At 68.0% G+C, this 18,160-nt stretch carries 13 protein-coding genes; 7 read left to right on the forward strand and 6 right to left on the reverse strand.

From position 1 onward, the window contains the following. Positions 1–3: 3 nt before the first annotated feature. Positions 4–582, reverse strand: coding sequence for a hypothetical protein (locus tag MYSTI_RS18595; protein WP_015349322.1), 579 nt, complete (start codon positions 580–582; stop codon positions 4–6). Positions 583–680: 98 nt separating this feature from the next. On the opposite strand from MYSTI_RS18595, the gene MYSTI_RS18600 reads away from it, so the two are divergent. Then, entirely contained in the window at positions 681–1,151 is a 471-nt protein-coding gene (locus tag MYSTI_RS18600; RefSeq protein ID WP_015349323.1) for a tetratricopeptide repeat protein, read from the forward strand. A gap of 72 nt (positions 1,152–1,223) precedes the next feature. Here the strand turns inward: MYSTI_RS18600 and MYSTI_RS18605 are convergent, their stop codons facing one another. Beyond that, entirely contained in the window at positions 1,224–3,392 is a 2,169-nt protein-coding gene (locus MYSTI_RS18605) for a M4 family metallopeptidase (protein WP_233278309.1), read from the reverse strand. 334 nt (positions 3,393–3,726) lie between these two features. On the opposite strand from MYSTI_RS18605, the gene MYSTI_RS18610 reads away from it, so the two are divergent. Further along, positions 3,727–5,304 carry a phosphatidylinositol-specific phospholipase C gene (locus tag MYSTI_RS18610; protein ID WP_233278310.1) on the forward strand — a complete coding sequence of 526 codons (1,578 nt, stop codon included), beginning with the start codon at positions 3,727–3,729 and terminating at the stop codon, positions 5,302–5,304. Positions 5,305–5,325: 21 nt separating this feature from the next. On the opposite strand, the gene MYSTI_RS18615 is transcribed toward MYSTI_RS18610, so the two are convergent. The 3 genes from MYSTI_RS18615 to MYSTI_RS18625 form a co-directional block, all read right to left on the reverse strand. Next, positions 5,326–6,093 (reverse strand): ATP-grasp domain-containing protein, encoded by a 768-nt coding sequence (locus MYSTI_RS18615; RefSeq protein ID WP_015349326.1) that lies wholly within the window; start codon positions 6,091–6,093, stop codon positions 5,326–5,328. 175 nt (positions 6,094–6,268) lie between these two features. After that, positions 6,269–7,342 carry an amidohydrolase family protein gene (locus MYSTI_RS18620; protein WP_015349327.1) on the reverse strand — a complete coding sequence of 358 codons (1,074 nt, stop codon included), beginning with the start codon at positions 7,340–7,342 and terminating at the stop codon, positions 6,269–6,271. Between the two features lie 383 nt (positions 7,343–7,725). Beyond that, a complete protein-coding gene (locus MYSTI_RS18625) occupies positions 7,726–10,131 on the reverse strand; it encodes an endonuclease MutS2 (protein WP_044280886.1) in 2,406 nt (801 codons plus the stop codon). Between the two features lie 75 nt (positions 10,132–10,206). Between MYSTI_RS18625 and MYSTI_RS18630 the strand changes: the two genes are divergently transcribed. From MYSTI_RS18630 to nadD, 5 genes are all read left to right on the forward strand, one after another. Further along, positions 10,207–10,947 (forward strand): tetratricopeptide repeat protein, encoded by a 741-nt coding sequence (locus tag MYSTI_RS18630; protein ID WP_015349329.1) that lies wholly within the window; start codon positions 10,207–10,209, stop codon positions 10,945–10,947. Between the two features lie 65 nt (positions 10,948–11,012). Next, a complete protein-coding gene (locus tag MYSTI_RS18635) occupies positions 11,013–12,341 on the forward strand; it encodes an adenylate/guanylate cyclase domain-containing protein (protein WP_015349330.1) in 1,329 nt (442 codons plus the stop codon). Positions 12,342–12,380: 39 nt separating this feature from the next. Then, positions 12,381–13,562, forward strand: a complete 1,182-nt coding sequence (locus MYSTI_RS18640) for an exo-beta-N-acetylmuramidase NamZ family protein (protein WP_015349331.1) — start codon at positions 12,381–12,383, stop codon at positions 13,560–13,562. Between the two features lie 16 nt (positions 13,563–13,578). Beyond that, entirely contained in the window at positions 13,579–14,250 is a 672-nt protein-coding gene (locus MYSTI_RS18645; protein WP_015349332.1) for a hypothetical protein, read from the forward strand. Positions 14,251–14,264: 14 nt separating this feature from the next. Next, positions 14,265–14,825 carry a nicotinate (nicotinamide) nucleotide adenylyltransferase gene (gene nadD, locus MYSTI_RS18650; RefSeq protein WP_015349333.1) on the forward strand — a complete coding sequence of 187 codons (561 nt, stop codon included), beginning with the start codon at positions 14,265–14,267 and terminating at the stop codon, positions 14,823–14,825. A gap of 6 nt (positions 14,826–14,831) precedes the next feature. Here nadD and MYSTI_RS18655 read toward each other — a convergent pair whose 3' ends face one another. After that, entirely contained in the window at positions 14,832–18,140 is a 3,309-nt protein-coding gene (locus MYSTI_RS18655) for a TolB family protein (RefSeq protein ID WP_015349334.1), read from the reverse strand. Between the last annotated feature and the right edge of the window lie 20 nt (positions 18,141–18,160).

An 18,160-nucleotide genomic window follows, 5' to 3' on the forward strand; every position in this document is an offset into this window, starting at 1 on the left:
TCGTCACGGAGGGCCGTAGCCCTGGACGCGCGAGTTGAGCTCCACCGCAGTGGCGTAGATCTGCGCCCAGGTGCGGTACTTCAGCTTGGCGCCGAAGCCCTTCTGGTCATTGGCGAAGTGGAACAGGTCCTCGCGGAAGAGGGCGTCGGCGGACTTGCGCGCGTCGTCGCTCAGGGGCGTGCCCTTGCGGTCGTAGTAGCGCAGCAGGTCGTAGCCGTAGTCGTGCGTCTTGGCCGCGGGGTCGAACTCCTTGTCCGGTCCAATCTTGCCGGGCGCGGAGGCGGAGCCGAACGGGTCCTGCATCCGCTGGCCGTGCTTCGTCTGGATGGAGAAGGGCTTGTAGCCCATCACCTTCTCGAAGTCGGCGGGCGGCGGACGGGCACCGGTCAGGTACTCCCGCATCAGCTTGCCGTGGTCCCCGGCCGGGGCCGCACCCACGCGTGCCGCGGCCGTGGTGGCCTTGGTGAACGTGTCCTTCTCGTGCGGACGCACCGTCGCCGCATTGGCGCGCTCGGCGGTCGGCGACTCGGAGCTGGAGGAGACAGGACGGCGGGCCGTGGCTGGGGGCGTGCGAACGATCATGTGTGTTCCCGAGAGAGCCTTCTCTTGTTTTGTCGCAGTTTGTAGGGTGGAAGTTGCGTGGATGTGATTGACGCATCGCGTGACGAGAAGGAGCGGTCGTGGGCAAGGACCTGTATCGCGACGGAATGGCTCGACTGGAGGCAGGGGATACCCAGGAGGCGAGGCGGCTGCTGGAGGCCGCGCTCCACGAGTCGCCGGGGGACGTGAAGGTGATGCACGCGCTGTCCCGGGTCCTGGACGAGGCAGGGGAGCGCGCCCGGGCCGTGGAGTTGCTGGAGCTCGCCCACGCGAAGGCGCCCTCGGAGCCAGGCCCCGCGCGCGACCTGGCGATGGCCCTGCTCGAGCGCGGCGATGACGCCCGGGCCGCACGCGTGGTGGAGCCCGTGCTGGCGGCCCACCCCGAGCATCCTGGCGCGAACCTCGTGCTGGCCCTGGCGCTGGCGAAGACGGACCCGGAGCGGGCACGAGCGCACCTGGCGCCTGTCGGCCGGAGCGCGGATGGCGAGGAGCGCGAGCAGGCGGCGGCGCTGGCGCGCGTGCTGTCGGGACAGTCGCTCTCGCCCGCGTAGGTCGCGAAACGCACGACGGGCGGCATCCCGAAGGACACCGCCCGCCGTGGGCTGCTCAGGATGCGACCTGACTCAGGGCTTCGTGTACTTGATGGTCAGGCTGTAGTTCGCCGTCTGGCTGCCGGCGCCGCGCACCATGACGTACGCGGAGGACTGGCCAGAGGGCACGGTCAGCGTGCACGTCTCGGAGGCGCCGGACGTGTTCGGGCGGCAGTCATACGTGGTGGTGGTGGGCGCCGCGCCGAACCGGACATAGAGGTTCGGGTTGCGCGTGCCCGTCATCGTCACGGTGAAGCTGGTGCCCGGTACCACGCTGTAGGGACCGAAGTTGTCGTTCTCGTTGCGCGTCACCGTGCCCGTCGCCGTCTCCGTCGTCGGCGTGCCCGTGCCACCGCCCGAGTGCGTCCCGGTCAGCGTCACGCCCGAGTAGGTCGTGTACGCGTTGACCATGACGTACCAGGTGCCGGCCTGCGGGTTGTTGAAGGAGCACGTCTCCGCGTTGCCGCTCGCGTACGGACGGCAGTCGTAGGTGCCGGAGTTCGGGACGGCGCCGAAGCGCACGTACAGGTCCGCGTCACCGGTGCCGCCCGTCGTGGTGAAGGTCAGCGTGGGGGAGCCCGCGGGGACCTCCAGCGTGTAGTACTTCTTGTTGCCGGAGCTGCCGGACAGGCCCGTCACCGGGACGCCGTTGGTCAGCGGGTTCGTCACGGGCGGCGGGGGCGGCACGCCCACGGCGAGCCACGCGTTCGTCACCGCCTGCACCGTCGCCGCGTCGTAGCCGAGGTCCTGCGCGGCCTGCACGGTGTACGCCTTGGCCTGCTCGAAGGTGGTGCTGGGGGTGAACAGGTCGGTGTTGGCCTTGTAGAAGATGCGGCCGGCCTTCTCCGGGCCGATGGCGGCCACGGCCTGCGTGGTCTTCCCGCGCGGGTGCGTCCCACCCTTGGAGAGCAGGGCGAAGACGAGGTTGCTGATGCCGGAGCTGTAGTGCACGTCCACGCCGGACGAGTAGTCGCCGTAGAAGTCGAGCGAGACGTCGTCCTTGGCCGGGTCGTCCATGTAGCGCAGGGCGTCGTTGGCGATGCCCGGCGTCCAGATGTCCTCGCCCACCATGAACACGTCGGCGTCCGTGGCCCAGCTGCGCGTCCAGCTCTCGCACACGCCGGCGAAGATGTCGGACATGGACTCGTTGAGGCCGCCGGACTCACCCGAGTAGATGAGGTCCGACTCGGTGTCCGTCACGGCATGGGTCAGCTCGTGGACGGTGACGTCCAGGTCCTTGCCCAGCTCGATGGAGTCGACGCCGTTGCCGTCGCCGTACACCATCTGCGTGCCGTCCCAGTACGCGTTCACGTAGTTGCTGCCGTAGTGGACGGTGCTGATGAGCTGCGCGCCCGCGTTGTCATACGAGTCGCGGTTGAAGAGCGTCTTGTAGCAGTTGTACGTGTTCCCGAGCTGGTCGTAGTTCATGTCCACGTGCGCGTCGCCCGTGGCGGCCTGACCCTCGGAGCGCTTGAGCGTTCCAGGCGTGGTGCTCCCGTTGTTGGCGCTGTACACCCGCCGGTCGAGCGCCGCGTGAATCTGTGGGTGGGTGGCCAGCACGCCGCCGCGCTGGGCGTCGACGTAGACCAGGTCATCCGCCTTGATGTCCTCACGGGTGCCCACCAGCCGCACCTGCCATGCGAGCTTCAGCTCATCGCTGCCGTCGGTGCGCACGTAGACGAGCGTCGGCACGCCCTCGGTGTTGGCGCGCGTGATGGACGTGCCCGCGAGTGCCGCCGAGCGCGCGGCGTCGGAGGCCACGGTCGGCTCCGTGGCGGACGTCGTGCCGCCGCGAGCGGAGCCGTTGGCGGCATAGATGAGGCCATCCGGGTCGGCGTGGAGCACCAGCTCTCCGCCGACGACGGGCCGGCCCTGGTGGAGCTGGCGGAAGCGCAGGTGCTTGCGCCCCTGGGCATCCACATTGGCCCGGCGGAAGACGAGGTCGTCGCCGCGCAGACGGAAGGCTCCGGCGATGTCCGTCAGGGCTTCCCTCGCCTCGGCACCGGAGTCCGCGCGAGCGCGCTGCGCGGAGACACCACTCGGGGACAGCCGCCCCAGCTCACCGCGGATGAGGAAGGGAACACCTTCTTGCCGCCCGAGCACCTCGGCCCCAGGCAACCGCGCCAGCGCGGCCTGGACATCCGCGTCCTTGGCTCCCTCGCTGGGTGCTTCTCCTTCTGGTTGCGCCGCGCTGCAAGCCACGAGACCGGCACCAACCCACGCCAAGCAGAACGTCCTCCAGACGCTGTTTCTCAAGGCACGACCTTTCTGAAGAAGGGGCTCTTTTGTTGCACATGATATGTTCTTGTTTCAAGCGGATAGCTTGTTTTCCTCGTTTCGACATATTTCTCCCGACATGGGGCCACTCCGGTGTCCACTTCCACACGCTGAACGCGAGACAATCATGTCCAAGCCGTGTCTTCGTAGTCTGGTGGTGTTGCTGGTCCTGAGCCTCTTCCTGCCAGGGATGCCAGCCTTTGCGAGGGGCCGGTACTACAATCATTCTGGAAGTATCGAGACAAGCCATCCGTCGTGGATGCGCTGGATCTCCAGCTCGACGAGCCTCGCGGCGCTCTCGCTGCCGGGGACGCACGACACCATGGCGTATCAATCCTATGGGGGAGACCTGACGCAGACGCAGTCCCTGGACTTGCGCACGCAGCTGGACGCGGGGATTCGAGCGGTGGACATCCGGTGTCGACACATCGGGGACCGGTTCACGATTCATCACGGGGTCGTCTACCTGCACGTCAACTTCGACGACGTGCTCCAGACCACCATCCAGTTCTTGCAGGCGAATCCCACCGAGACGGTGGTGATGCGCGTGAAGAAGGAGCACACGGAGGAGGATGTCACCCGGAGCTTCGCGCAGACCTTCGAGTGGTATCGCAATCGTCCGGAGTACAATCCCTATCTCTGGCGTGGCTCGCACGTGCCCACGTTGGGCGAGGTGCGAGGGAAGATTGTCGTCCTGGATGACTTCGGGGGTGGGACGTACGGCATCCCCTGGGGAGCGCTGGACCTCCAGGATGACTGGACGGTGTCGCAGCTCGCGGACATCGACGACAAGTGGAACAAGGTCCGGGCGCACCTGGACAGGACCCAGAGCGGCTCATCGTCGAAGCTGTTCGTGAACTTCCTGAGTGGTTCGTCGGCGATGGCTTATCCCAGACATGTCGCGGGGGGCATCAACATCCTGGGAATCGACTACCGGGGTGTGAATGACTACGCGGTCGACCATCTGGTGGGCGGGTGGGCCCAGCGGGCCGGGGTCATGATGATGGACTTCCCGGGGGCGGGGTTGATTGATGCCATCCTGGCGCTCAACGTCCGGCTGCTGCCGTCGTCCGCGCAGCTCCCGACGGACTTCAATCTCATCTTCAAGAACACGGCGTATACGATTGGCGGAGACGCGGAGTCGCGCTGGTATGGGCTTCAGGCGTTCCTGTCGAACGCCGCGCCGGGGCGGTCCTGGCACTTCATGGCGTTGAAGCGCGAGTGGGCGGGGTGGATGCACCACGAAGGGGCCTTCTACCAGTCCGACTCGATGGATGACTTCACTCACATCGCCTTTCCCTCGCGGACGGTGACGAGCGTGGTGGGGCCCGCGTATCTGGCGGGGTACGTGAATGGCCAGCTCGGGAGTCTCTCGGGTGGTTCAGGAGAGCGGGCCCAGCAGCTCCATGGCCGGTTGAGCTCGCGCTTTCCGTTCCAGCTCTGGTCCGTGGTGGTGAAGCGGACGCCGGGAGGGCTGAGCAACTGGGCGTATGCGGACTACGGCCGGGGCTACAAGGTCTCGTCGGGTGATTACATCTACGCGGTCCAGGGCTACTCGGCCGCGGACGGGGTGTATCTCCATGAGCACGGTCAGCAAGAAGGGAACGTGGTGCAGCTCACGTCCTCCGTGGGGTTCCTGGGCGACCTGGGCTTCAACGACCTGCTCAGCTCCGTGACGGTTCTGGGGCCCTATCAGGCGACGCTGTGCGAGCACTCGTACCAGTCGGGCCGGTGCTTCAACACGTCCCGCAGCGTGACGGACATCAACAGCGTGGCTGGCGGGCCGTGGAATGACGTCATCTCCTCGGTCACCGTCAGCCGCACTGGAGTCCGTTGATGTGGCGCGGGGAAGGTGGCGTCAGAAGGTCATGGCCTCGATGGCCGCGACCATCTTCCCCACGTCGTAGGCGTAGAAGCCCGCCGCGTTGAGGGTGTTGATCTCCCCGACGTAGGGCTGGTGCTGGTGCATGAAGATATCCAGCGCGTAGGCCCGGTCCGGCCCCCAGCGGTCCGCCATCCGCTGGGCGAAGTTCCACACCACGGGCTCGACCTCCGGAGAGGCGAAGACCCGAGCCCCCAGCTTGTATCGCGTCCCCGTGACGACCTGGCCGTCGACGACCACCATCCGGTACTCACTCTGGATGTGTCGAGGCTCGCTGACGGCCACCCAGGTCTCCGCGGTGAGCTGCGGGTACTCCTGGACCGCGAGGACTCCCTCCCGCCAGCGATGGAAGTCCTCCCAGGTGGTGACCATTCCCGAGAAGGCCTTGTCATCCAGGCAGGGGCGGATGAAGAACGGCCCCTCCCGCTCGGACACGTCGGCGAAGCGGCAGACGTGGGCGTCGGCGTTCAACAGGTGCTCGCCGAGGTGCTCGCGCCAGACGCGGAAGTCGAACTGGTCATTGAGGAACGCGCCAGGTGTCCAGCCGCGCTTCCGCGCGTAACGCGTGAGGGTGAGCGAGCCCATGATGACGACGGGGCCCGGGACATCGACGAAGGGCTCCACGCCCCCGTCGAAGGGAATCACCTTCACCCGCGTGTGAGGGATGTCACCGCGCTCCAGGACCTGCACGAGGTCTCGGAAGCCACGCTCGTTGAACAGGTTGTCCTGAATGACCCAGTGCATGTGTATCCCTCGGTGCGAGTGCGCGAGCCGAGACGCTCGCTCCACGCGGGGTCTGACCGCGACTGACGCCGGGCGCGGATTGCCGCGGGATGAGGGGGGCACACCAAGGGAGACGGTGAGCGGGGGCCTCGCTTGCAAAGCCCGTTGCCTGGTCCCAGCACCGTCTCTCCTTTCGTCAGCTCAACTGCGCCTCGGGTTGCGCGGGGACAGCCCCTGAGTAGCTGGCGGGTTGCAGCGGAAGCTGGAACAGGTCCCGGGCGTTGCCGTGGGTGATCTTCCTCCGGTCGAGCTCGCTGATGGGGGCCCGGTCGATCCACGCCGCGGCGGGGGCCGTCTCGGAGTAGGGGTAGTCGACAGAGAACATGATGTGGTCGGCACCGACGGTGAGGATGGCGTTCGTGAGAGCGCTGTCGGAGAAGGTGCCGCTGGTGGTGATCCAGATGTTGTCTGCGAAGTACTCCGGGAGCGTCTTCTTGAGGCGCTTGTCGAAGGGGTTCAGGTTGAACATGTTCTGGGTTCGCCACAGCAGGGCGGGAAGGCCCTCGCCCATGTGCCCGAGAATGAGTTTGCAGCTCGGGAATCGGTCGAAGTGGCCGCCCAGCAGAAGCCGGACAGTGTGCGAAGCGGTCTCCATGCCGAAGCCCCAAGTGGCACCCTTCATTTCGGGGTAGCTGGAGTAGGGCGCGAAGCCACCCGGGAGCGATGGGCGAGGGTGCAGGTAGACCGGGACATCGAGCTCACAGAGCGTCTCCCAGAACCCGTAGAGCGAAGGGTCATCGAGGTAGATGCCGACGTTCGGGTCAGGGGTGTTGGTGTAGCCGTTGATCAACACACCCTTGAAGCCGAGGTCCGTGACTGCTCGACGAGTCTCGGCGCTGGCTTCCGCCCCCGAATGAAGTGCGACAGCGGCGAAGCCAGAGTATCGCTCGGGGTGCTCCGCGATCCGTCCCGCCAGGAAGTCGTTCTCGAGTCGAGCCTGCGCGGCGGCCTCCCTCGGGTCGACGATGCGTTGGATTCCCGGTGCGGTCAGGGAGAGGATCGCGTGAGCGATTCCCGCCTCGTCCATGCTGTGCAGGCGCGCCTCATCGAAGTCGCCGAGGCGGTGGAGAATCGGCCGGTAGTATTCAGTCGTGACGCCACCACCATCGGAGAGCCGGGCAAGGGCGGCTTCGTCGCCGAGCACCCGGGCGACATCGGAGGGGTGAAGATAGGCTTCCTCCAAGGCAATCTTCGGCAAGGGGGTGTTCATTGGGAGGTCTCAGCAGCAAAGAGAGACGCTCGTGAATGGAGAGTCGGAGCGCCATCGAGGTGTCAGCCATGGTTGACAATGTTGATGTGCGGAGGTGTTCCGCCAACATGATGGCGCCGCACCCCGAGGCTGTCTCGGTGTATGGTTTGACGGACGTCGGGTCGACGTTGACTCGCGCGAAGTCAGAGTGCTTGCTCGCGCGAAGAGGGGCGCCCGAGTCATCCCAGACATGTGCCCAGGTGTCCGAAGCCGTGAGCCCCGTGCAGCGGCAGTCCTACCTGGGTGGGTGCGTCGCAAGCCCAAGGCCATTGGGTTTCAAAGGCCCGTGAAACAAAAAAGGCCCTGCTGTCGGGCAGGGCCTTTCAATCCAAGCAGTTGGCGGCTCAGGAGCGCAGCGCCACAACCGTGACGCCGTCGCCGCCCTCGTGGCTCTCGCCCGGGCGATACATGCGGATGTACGGCGAGTTCGCCAGGTAGTCCCGCAGGGCCTGCTTCAGCGCTCCCGTCCCATGGCCGTGGACGATGAGCGCGGCTTCCTCTCCGCTGCGCATGCCCCGGTCCAGGAACGACTCCACCTCCGCGAGCGCGTCGTCCGCGCGCATGCCACGCACGTCGCAGCGGAAGTTCGTCGCTTCCACCTGTGACGGCGCCGCGGTGGCCGCGCGCTTCAAGGCCGCATCCTGCTTCTGCCGCTCCGGGAACTTCGACTGCTGCGGCTTTCGCGAGCGGGAGCCCGACAGCTCCGACGTGGGCACCCGCATCTTCATGGCCCCACCCGCGGACACCACCGCGAAGTCCTCCGCCAGCTCGAGGATCTCCACGTCCCGGCTCAGCCCGGAGTGGTGGACCCACGCGCCGACCTTCAGGTTCACCGGCCCCGGTGCTTCCACCTGGAACAGCTCCGCCTTCGCGGCCTGCGCGCGCTTCTGCGCGTCCTCCGCCCGCTGCAACAGCTGCATCCGAGCCTCCGACAGCGCCTTCTCGTTCTGCTCGGCGCGCAGCTTCGTCAGCAGCTCTCGCACCTCGGCGGCCGCGTGCTCGCTCGCCGCGTGCACGTCCTCGTTGAACTGCATCATCTTCGCGCGGCGCTCGCGCTCGAAGGTCTGCTTCTGCTTCTCCAGGTCCGCGCGCAGCTCCTCGGCTTCCTTCGCCGCTTGCCGTGCCCGCTCCAGCTCCTCGGAGAGCTTGCGTCGCTCCTCCTCGGCCGCGGCCAGGGCCTGGGACAGCGGGCCGCCCGCGTTCATCGTCAGGGTGCGTGCGCGCTCGCACACCCGCTGCGGCAGGCCCACGCGCGCCGCCACCTCGATGGCGGAGGACTGACCCGCCGCGCCCATCTGCAACCGGTACGTCGGCGCCATGCGCTTCGAGTCGAAGCCCACCCGCGCGTTGAGGAAGCGCGGGTCCATGTGCGCCAGGGCCTTGAGCTCCTCCAGGTGCGTGGTCACCAGCGCCACCGCGCCCTTCGCCAGCAGGTCCTCGAGCACCGCGATGGCGATGGCCGCACCCTCGCGAGGGTCCGTGTCCGCGGCGATTTCATCAATCATCACCAGCGAGCCCTCGCCGGCCACCGCGATGATATCCCGCAGCATCACCACGTGAGCGCTGAACGTGGACAGGCCCTGCGCCAGGTCCTGCGAGTCGCCCACCGTGGAGTGCACGGAGCGGTACAGCGGCATCTTCGAGCCTTCCGCCACCGGAATCGGCAGGCCCGCGCGCAGCATCAGCGCGCACAGCCCCACGCCCGTCAGCGTCACCGTCTTGCCGCCCGCGTTGGGGCCCGACACCACCAACGCCTTCGCGACGCCGTTGAGCGTCACGTCGTTGGCCACCACCTCCGTGCCCTTGAGCACCAGGCGGGGATGGCGCAGCAGGCGCAGCTCCAGTTCCGTCACATCCGCGAACGCGGGCGTGGTCGCGTCCAGGTCCGCGGAGAGGATGGCCACGGCCTCGGCCTCGTCCAGCTCCGCCACGGCCTCCAGGCCCTCGATGATGCGGTCCGACTCCCGGCCGAGCTGTTGGCTCAGCTCCTGGAGCACCCGCCGCTCCTCTTCCGTCACCACCGACTGCGCGATGGCCAGGTCGTTGCCCAGGCCCACCATCACCTGCGGCTCCATGAAGAGCGTCTGGCCCGTCTGGCTCGCGTTGTGGACGATGCCGTCGATCTCCGAGCGGTAGTTCGACACCACCGGCACCACGTACCGTCCGTTGCGCAGCGTGTAGTAGTTCTCACGCAGCTTCGAGACGAAGTTCACGTCGTGGAGCATCTCGTCCAGACGCGTCTTGATGCGGCGGTGAAGGCCGCGAGCGCGATCTCGTGCCTCGCGGAGCTCGGGGCTGGCCCGGTCCGAGATCTCACCGTCGGGCTCGAAGCACTGGTCGATTCGCCGCGCCAGCGACTCCAGGATGGGGAGCCTGCGGGCGATGTCCATCAGGCGGGGGACTCGCTCCTTGCGCTCGTCCAGGGCCTCACGAGTGCGGACGAAGGCGAACAGGAGCTGTGCGGCGTCAATCAGCTGCCGCGGCTCCAGGATCCCACCCTTGGCCGCATGCCCCGCGGGGATGCGCAGGTCCACCACGCCGCCGAGGGGGAGGGAGAACTGCTCCTGGGAGAGGGCGCGCGACTCGGCCACCAAGGCCAGCGCCTCCGAGACCTGCTCCGCCGTGTCGTGGAACGGGCGGGCGAGGACTCGCTCCCGTCCTGGCTCGGTCCGACAGCGCTGCGTCAGGGCCCGGAGCACATCCGAGAAACCAAGGTCTTCCAGTGTTTTTTCGGAGATCTGCACGGTCATGGGTTTCATGCGAGGCCGTCCGGCCGTCAAGAGGATCTATTGAGGAGCCGGGCTTGGCTCTGCTATCTGCCGCGCATGCACTGGGTTTTCCTGGTGGCTTGCCTGGCGGGCGCACCCGACGCCACGCGGGCCTCCACCCTGACGCTGGCACAGTCCCAGCCCTCGGCCCCCGCGCCCACGTCGCTCTCCGACGCCCTGGCGCTGGAAGCGGGCGGGGATGACACCGCCGCGCTCCAGGCCGTCGAGGCCCTGGTCCGGGCAAAGCCCCAATGGGAGCTGCCCCGGTTGGAGGCGGCCCGCTTGCTGCTGAAGCTGGGGGGCTCCGTCGACCAGGCCCAGGCCCACCTGGACGTGGCGCTCCAGGTGGCTCCGTCGAATCCGCGCGCCTGGTATCTCCAGGGCCTCCTGTTGGAGGAGCGGGGCCAGCCTCTCCAGGCCGCGCGCGCGTACGAGACGGCGGTGCAGCACCGCGCGTCCTACGAGGAAGCCCGCTTCCGGCTCGGGGGCCTGTGGGTTTCCCAGGGGGACCTGCTCAAGGCGGAGCTCCACTATCGCTACCTGGTCCGACTCAAGCCTGAGTGGGTGCAGGTACGCCTCCAGCTCGCCGAGGTGCTCGAGAAGCAGGAGCGACTCTTGGATGCTGAGACAGAACTTCTCGCGGCGCGGGGCTTTCAGCCGGACAGCCCGTTGGTGCTCCGCCGGCTCGCCGACTTCTACGAGCGGACGGACCGCCCGCAACTGGCGGCGAAGGTGCGCAAGTCCATGGAGCCGCAAGAGAAGCGGCGCATGCGAGCGCTCAAGCCGTCGCGCCGCTGACGGTCGACGTCGCGACGCGTCGTCGCGATTGCACCTCGGAGCGTGGCGCATATGCTGCGCGCGCTTTGAAGACCGCCAACCTCGCCATCGTCTTCACCGACATCAAGGGCTTCACCGAGCGGACCAGTCGGCAGACGCTGGAGGAGAACCAGCGCCTGCTGCACGTCCACGGTGCCTTGCTGCAACCGCTCTTCAAGGCGTTTGGTGGACGCATCGTCAAATCCATCGGTGACGCGTTCCTCGTCACGTTCGAGTCGCCCACCCAGGCGGTCCTCAGCGGCGTCGCCATCCAGGACCGCCTCTGGCACCACAACCGGGGCGCGCCCGAGTCGGAGCAGATCCAGGTCCGCGTCGCCATCAACGTCGGCGAGGTGCGGCTGGAGGGCAACGACGTCTTCGGCGAGCCGGTGAACATCGCCGCCCGAGTGGAGGGACTCGCCGAGGCGGGCGAGGTGTACTTCACCGAGGCCGTCTACCTGGCGATGAACAAGGCGGAGGTGCCCTCGCGAGAGGTCGGCTCCTTCGAGCTCAAGGGCATCCCCGGCCGCATCCGCGTCTTCCACGTCCCGCGCGCGCCCTATCGGGTGGAGGCGCCGCAGCCGGGCGCCGTCGCGGAGGCCCCTGGCGCCGAGTCGGTTCCGCCTTACGGAAACCTGGGCCTGTCGCGCGTGCCGGAGTCCGCGCTGGGCATGCCGTCGGGAGAGTTCGCGCAGATTGGCCAGATGGCCGCGGCCCTGGGCCAGCGCGCCGCCGCGGGTGCGGTGGTATTGGGACAACAGGCCTCCGTGCTGGGACGTCAGGCTCGGACGGCGGGGGGCTCGCTCCTCACGCGGCTGGAGCAGTCGCTGCCGCCCGGAGGACGACTCGCGGGCGCGCTGCGCTCCCTGGCGCCGCATGGGAGGGCCTTGTGGGTGGTGGGCGCGCTGGCGGTGTTCGCGGGCGTGGGTGTGCTGGCGTTCGGGGGTGGGGCCACGATGCGGGCCATCTCCTCGGTGGAGAAGGCGCCCAAGGCGGAGCGCGACCCCTTGGTGAAGGAAGCGCGCAAGCTCATCGCCGAGGTCGAGGACCAGGGCCGCCGGCTCTATCTGCAGGGGCGTCTGGACGAGGCGATGGAGAACACGCGCCGGGCCATCGACGACTACGCGCGCGCGGTGCGGGCGGGCAACGGCGACGCGGAGGACCGCATCATCGACCTGCTCTCGCATTCCTCGTGCGGCGTGCGCGTCGCGGCGGTGGATGCCGTGCGCTCGCTGAAGATGGTGAGCGCGCTGGGCGAGCTGGAGGATCTGGCCGATGATGGCGGGGCGGATGATGGCTCGGGCGGCTTCCTGGGGATGGGGAAGTGCGACTCGAAGTCCCATGCGCAGAACGTGCTCAAGAGCTTCAAGGATTGAGGGGCCCGTCTTCGAGCGCCTCGTGAGGAAGGACGCACCGTGACGAAGGTGAAGACGGGACTGGACGTGTGGGCGGAGCAGGGCTTCTCGGCGCTGAAGGGCAAGCGCGTGGGCGCCATCGTCAATCCCACCAGCGTGGACTCGCGCTTCCGCCACCTGGCGGATCTGCTGGCCCAGGCGCCGGGCGTGACGTTGAGCGCGCTGTTCGGTCCGGAGCACGGCATCCGCGGTGAGGCCCAGTACATGGTGGCCGTGGACGAGGCGAGAGACCGTCGCACGAACGTCCCCGTCTACAGCCTCTACGGCTCCACCTTCGAGTCGCTGTCCCCGCGCATCGAGTCGCTGAAGGGCCTGGACGCGCTCGTCTTCGACATCCAGGACGTGGGTTCCCGCTACTACACCTACGTCTACACGATGGCGCTGGCCATGAAGGTGGCCGCGAAGGCGGGGGTGCCGTTCTACGTGCTGGACCGTCCCAATCCCCTCAACGGTCAGGCGATGGAAGGCAACCTGGTGGGGGAGGGCTTCCGCTCCTTCGTGGGCCTGTACGCGCTGCCCAACCGCCACGGCATGACGGCCGGGGAGCTCGCGCGGATGTTCAACGCGCAAGAGGGCTTCGGCTGCGCGCTGACGGTGGTGCCTTGTGAGGGCTGGCGCCGCGAGCACTTCTGGTCCGACACGGGCCTGCCGTTCATCTCGCCGTCCCCCAACATGCCCACGCCGGACACCGCGCTGGTGTACCCGGGGATATGCCTGGGCGAGGGCACCAACGTCTCCGAGGGGCGCGGGACGTGCCGACCCTTCGAGCAGTTCGGTGCCCCCTGGGTGGATTCGGACGCACTGCTCTCGCGGCTCGCGAAGGAAGACCTGCCGGGGGTGGCGTTCCGCGCGGTGGGCTTCACGCCGACGTTCGACAAGTACCGGGGCGAGTCCTGCACGGGCGCGTTCATCCACGTCACGGACCGGCGGGCGTACCAGCCGCTGCGCACGGGCATCGCCCTCTTCCAGGCGCTCCATGACATCGGCCCCGGGAAGTTCGCCTGGCGCGCGGATGCGTACGAGTTCGTGGAGGACGTGCCCGCGTTCGACCTGCTGTGCGGGACGGACCAGGTGCGCCGGGGCATCGAAGAGGGCTGGAGCCTGGAGCGCCTCATGGAGGGTTTCTCCGCGCAGACCGAGCGCTTCGCCAAGCAACGGGAGCCCTACCTGCTGTACGCTTGAGCGTGGGACCTTCCACGTGATTGGCGTCTTCTCCGACAGCCACGGCGACCTTCAAGCCTTCGATGCGGCCTATGAGCTGCTTCGCTCCCTTGGGGCGCGGCGCTTCCTCTTCACGGGCGCGCGCTACACGGACCTGGATGAGTGGCTGCTCTGGCGGCGGCAGAAGAGCCGGGGCGGGCGCGAGTACTCGGACGCCGACTTCCTCGCGGACGTGAGCCAGTGGCTGGGCAGCCAGGACGCGCTGCCTCGCACTCCGGCGCGCGCGGCGGCCCCGGCGGACGTGGTCTCGGAAGAGGACCGGCGGCTCGTGATGGAGCGCTTCGTGCGTGTGCCGGAGCGCGAGTCCCTCCAGTACCGGGACCCCTCCATCAACAACAAGGCGATGGACCTCCTGGGCGACACGCTGTGCTGCGTGGTGCATGACAAGAATGACCTGACGCGCGAGGACCTGCTGAACGCGCTCGTCTTCATCCACGGCAAGGACTCCGAGCCCAAGGTCGTCCAGATTGGTCCCCGCTACTTCCTGACGCCGGGGCGGCTGGTGGGCGCCGCCGAGCAGACCTGCGGGTTGTTGGAGAAGGGAGACCGGGACCTGCGCTTCTCCGCGTACCGGCTGGATGGTCACAGGGTGCTGGAGCCGCGGCCTCTGGTATTGGATAAGAAGTCCCCGAAGCTGACTTTGAAGTGATGTGAGGCCCTGACGTGCAGGTCGCGCTGCTTGGAGGCTCGTTCAATCCGCCGCACGTGGGGCACCTGATGGCCGCCGCCTACGTGCACGCCACCCAGGGTGTCGACGAGGTGTGGCTCATGCCGTCCTCGCAGCACCCGTTCGGCAAGCAGATGGAGTCCTTCGAGCACCGGGTCGCCATGTGTGACGCCATGTGCCGGGAGACCTCGGGCTGGCTGAAGACGACGCAGGTGGAGCGCGAGCCGGGCCTGTCGGGCCGCACGGTGGATACGCTCGCCCTGCTGGTCCAGCGCTATCCGGACGTGAAGTGGTCGCTCATCATCGGCAGCGACATCCTGAAGGACCTGCCGCACTGGAAGGACTTCCACCGCATCGAGGAGATGGCCCGCGTCATCGTGCTCTATCGCGCGGGCTATCCCGCGCCGGACACGGTGGGCCCGCCCCTGGCAGAGGTGTCCTCCACCGCGATTCGCGAGCAGTTCGCGCGAGGCGCGGAGCCATCGGACCTGGTGCCCTCCGGTGTCCTGGCCCATGCCCGCGCGGCCGGGCTGTATGGCCTGGGCCGCGCGAAGTAGGACCCGCTACAGCCCGAGCCCCACGAGGTGCAGGTCTCCCAGCCCGTCCTTCGTCGGGTAGCGCCGGGCGAACTGGTAGAAGAGGGAGAGGGGCACGGACTGGCCCATGGTGAACTGGAGCGCGACGTTGGCGCCGAACGCACCGTGATTGTCGCGGTTGTCCGTGCGAGCCAGCGTCCCGAACACCTCGAGCTGCAGGTTGCTCACGAAGAGCGAGGGGAGCAGCCACACGGTGGACGCCCAGCCGTGGTCCACGACGAAGCGATAGCGGTACGTGGCTCCGCCGATGAGCACGTTCCGGGCGCGAATCGTGTGGTCCTCGTAGCCGCGCAGGTACTCGCTGAAGGCGACGCCTGGCTGGAGCCGCAGCGGAAGTCCTTGGGTCTCCGTCGAGCGGCGGTTCGTGTACCAGACCTGTCCCGCATTGAGTCCACCCACCTCGAGGAGCTTCGCGGGCGCACCGGGCAGGTAGCGGCCGACGGCGGAGAGCTGGATGTGGTCCTCTCCGAGCTTCCAGCCGCTGAAGAACCCATCCACGGCCAGGCGCACGTCGCCCATTGTCGAGTCGCTGGCGAACGCTCGCGGATAGATGGCCCCGCTCATCGAGAGTCCGAGACCTCGCTGGAGCCCTCCGTACGACGTGGCGTCTCCCGCGAAGTACGACGCGGCGATCTCGGGTCCAATCAACCGCGTGATGAGCTTGGGGAACGTGCCGACGGCGTCGTACTCGCGACGCAGGGCCAGCAGTCCGATGCTCACGGGCGTCGTCCAGAACGTGCGCGAGGCGATGGCCACGGCCTGGAGGTCCGTCCGGTCATTCTCCCGCACCCGCGAGAACGAGGCCTGCACGTACCACGGCGCGAGCTGCGCGTTGCCGTACGCGAGGGAGAGCGTGGGCTGTTCGTCCCGGGAGCTGTAGTCGAACGACAGGGCGTAGGAATGGAACCCCAGCCGGTCCTTCCCGGAGAGCACCACGCCGCCGTAGAGCAGCAAGTCGTCCTGGTCCTTGTCCTTGTCGGTGTCCTCCGTGTTCGCGGCCACCCAGAGATAGGGGACACGCAGCTCGGGGATGAGCAGCCCCTCCAGTGACGAGTACGGCTCGTCGGAGAGCACCTCCACGGCCTTGCCGGGGTCGGGCGGCGGAGCGACGACAGGGGCCTCGAGTCCACTCGTGATGGGGCTCGGCGGGGGGGCCTCCGCGAGTGACGGAGCGGACACCACCGGAGCGTCTGGCGGAGGCGCGGGGAAGGACTCGAACTCACCCGAGGGGGACTCCGCGGGTGCTCCGGGTGACGTGCCTGGTGCGGGTTGCGTGGACGGAGCTGCTGTCCCGGGGCTCGCGGAGGCGGGCGGTCCCGGGAAGGCCACGAGCTCTTCGGGCGTGAGCGTCGCGGGCACTGGCTCCGGGGGCGCAGGCGTCGAAGGTTCGGGGGCGGGGACCTCCGTGAGCGGGGGAGGGCTCATGGGCTCATCGAGCGCAGCCGGAGGGACGGGCTCTGGCGGCGCGGTCACGAGGGCCGGGGGCTCGGGGGGCTTCTTCTCGGGGATGGGAATCAGTGGCGCGCGGTCGATGGTGAACGACGCGCCATCCCGATTCAGGAACGCCACCTCACCCGGGCCCATGGGACTCACGTCCATCACGAGGAAGGGCGCGTCGGTGATGCGCGCCGTCTCTCGCGTGGAGACGTTCATCGTGTGGACCTGGAGCCGCCCCAGGTGTTCGCGCAGGAACACGATGTGCTCCGCGTCCAGCCACCTCGGCGAGTAGTTGAACAATCCGTCGCGCGTCAGCCAGCGCAGGCCGCCATCCGCCTCGCGCAGGGCCAGGTCCCAGCCGTCCGCTCCCTCCATGGGGAACACCATCCGCGCGCCATCGGGCGAGATCGCCGGAGGACCCACGGGGGCACTGGCATCGAACCGGGTGAGCTGCTCCTGCTTCCCCGACTCCAGCTCGAGCCGCATGAGGTTGGCGGTGTCTCCGTCGATGTGGACATAGACATACGCCGAGTCGTCCGGAGTGATGCTCCCGCCCATGCCCTTCACGTCGTCCCAGACACGCGCCACGTCGCCGGTGCCCGCGTCCACGCGCCACAGCTTCGCGTCGTAGGCACCCACGGCGTTCACATCCGCCATCACCAGGTACAGCCATCGCCCGTCGGTGCTGAAGGACATGCCGCTGACCAGCGTGGGAGAGCCCAGCACCCAGCGGCGGAAGGGCAGCAGCTCCACCAGCGGACGCTCGAAGCGCACCCGGCCATCCGCATCGCGCACCGTCAGCCGCGAGTACGTCTTGCGCCCGACGCTCACCAGCGCCGTCGCACCCGAGGCGGGATGCGAGGCGAGGCGCGAGAAGTACCCCGCGTCGCGCACCCAGACCTGCTGCGTCTCCGGACGCTCCCGCGGAATCAACTGCTCACGCAGGTCCCGGGTGAAGTCGGCGAACAGCGAGCCGATGTCCTTCCCGTAGACGCTCTTGAAGCGCAGCGTGACGCCGAACGGGGAGAAGATGCTGCTGCCCTGGTTGTCCACCAGCTTCCACAGCTTCGCCTCGCCGTACTTCGTGGCCAGGTACTCCACGAAGTGCATGCCCGTGAGGTAGTTCCCGCCGAACGGGTCCAGCTCCCGGTTCTCCGGAGACAGGAACCCCGGGTCCATCCGCCCTTCGCGCGCCTGCACCACCGAGTCGAACCAACCCCGCCACACGGGGCTGTGCGGACGTCCGGTGTCCTTGCCGAAGCGGCCCTCGTAGTACGTGGCCAGTCCCTCCAGGAACCAGGACTCGGTGAACATGTTGGGTTGGAACAGGCCCCCCGTGAAGGTGTTGAGGAACCCCCAGAGCCCGTTGGTCTGCTGGAGCTGGACGTAGTGCACGGCCTCGTGACAGGCCACGTCCCCGACGTCCACTTCGCCCAGGCCGAAGAAGTGGAACAGCTCCAGGGACATGTGCGAGGGCATCACCATCTGCTGCGGCGTGCTCGCGAGGTCCGGCACCACGTACGCGTTGTTGAAGTCCGCGCTCGTCAGGTACACGAGGAGCTTGTCCCGAGGTGTCTTGCGCCACGTGTCCTCACGCAGCCGCGCGACGCACCCCTCCAGTCGGGCCGCCATCCTCAGCGCGGGGCCCTTGAGGTGCTCCGGGTAGTAGAGCTCCAGGGACTCCGTCGTCAGCTTCCGCATGGAGTCGCGGGCGAAGGACGTCTGGATGTCTTGGGGAAAACGGGGTGCGACGGAGGCGCACCCCCAGGTTGTCAGCAGAAGACAGGCGATCCAGGCATGCCGGAGAAGAAGCCGGCGGGAAGCAGGCATACGCGCCATCCTACTGGCCACAATTCATA

It is taken from the genome of Myxococcus stipitatus DSM 14675, from assembly GCF_000331735.1.
Classification (GTDB): Bacteria; Myxococcota; Myxococcia; order Myxococcales; family Myxococcaceae; genus Myxococcus; species Myxococcus stipitatus.

Coding starts and splice junctions, on each gene's coding strand:
- MYSTI_RS18595 (WP_015349322.1), bottom strand. CDS start 582: ATGATCGTTCGCACGCCCCCAGCCACGGCCCGCCGTCCTGTCTCCTCC.
- MYSTI_RS18610 (WP_233278310.1), top strand. CDS start 3,727: ATGCGCTGGATCTCCAGCTCGACGAGCCTCGCGGCGCTCTCGCTGCCG.
- MYSTI_RS18615 (WP_015349326.1), bottom strand. CDS start 6,093: ATGCACTGGGTCATTCAGGACAACCTGTTCAACGAGCGTGGCTTCCGA.
- MYSTI_RS18620 (WP_015349327.1), bottom strand. CDS start 7,342: ATGAACACCCCCTTGCCGAAGATTGCCTTGGAGGAAGCCTATCTTCAC.
- MYSTI_RS18625 (WP_044280886.1), bottom strand. CDS start 10,131: ATGACCGTGCAGATCTCCGAAAAAACACTGGAAGACCTTGGTTTCTCG.
- MYSTI_RS18630 (WP_015349329.1), top strand. CDS start 10,207: ATGCACTGGGTTTTCCTGGTGGCTTGCCTGGCGGGCGCACCCGACGCC.
- MYSTI_RS18655 (WP_015349334.1), bottom strand. CDS start 18,140: ATGGCGCGTATGCCTGCTTCCCGCCGGCTTCTTCTCCGGCATGCCTGG.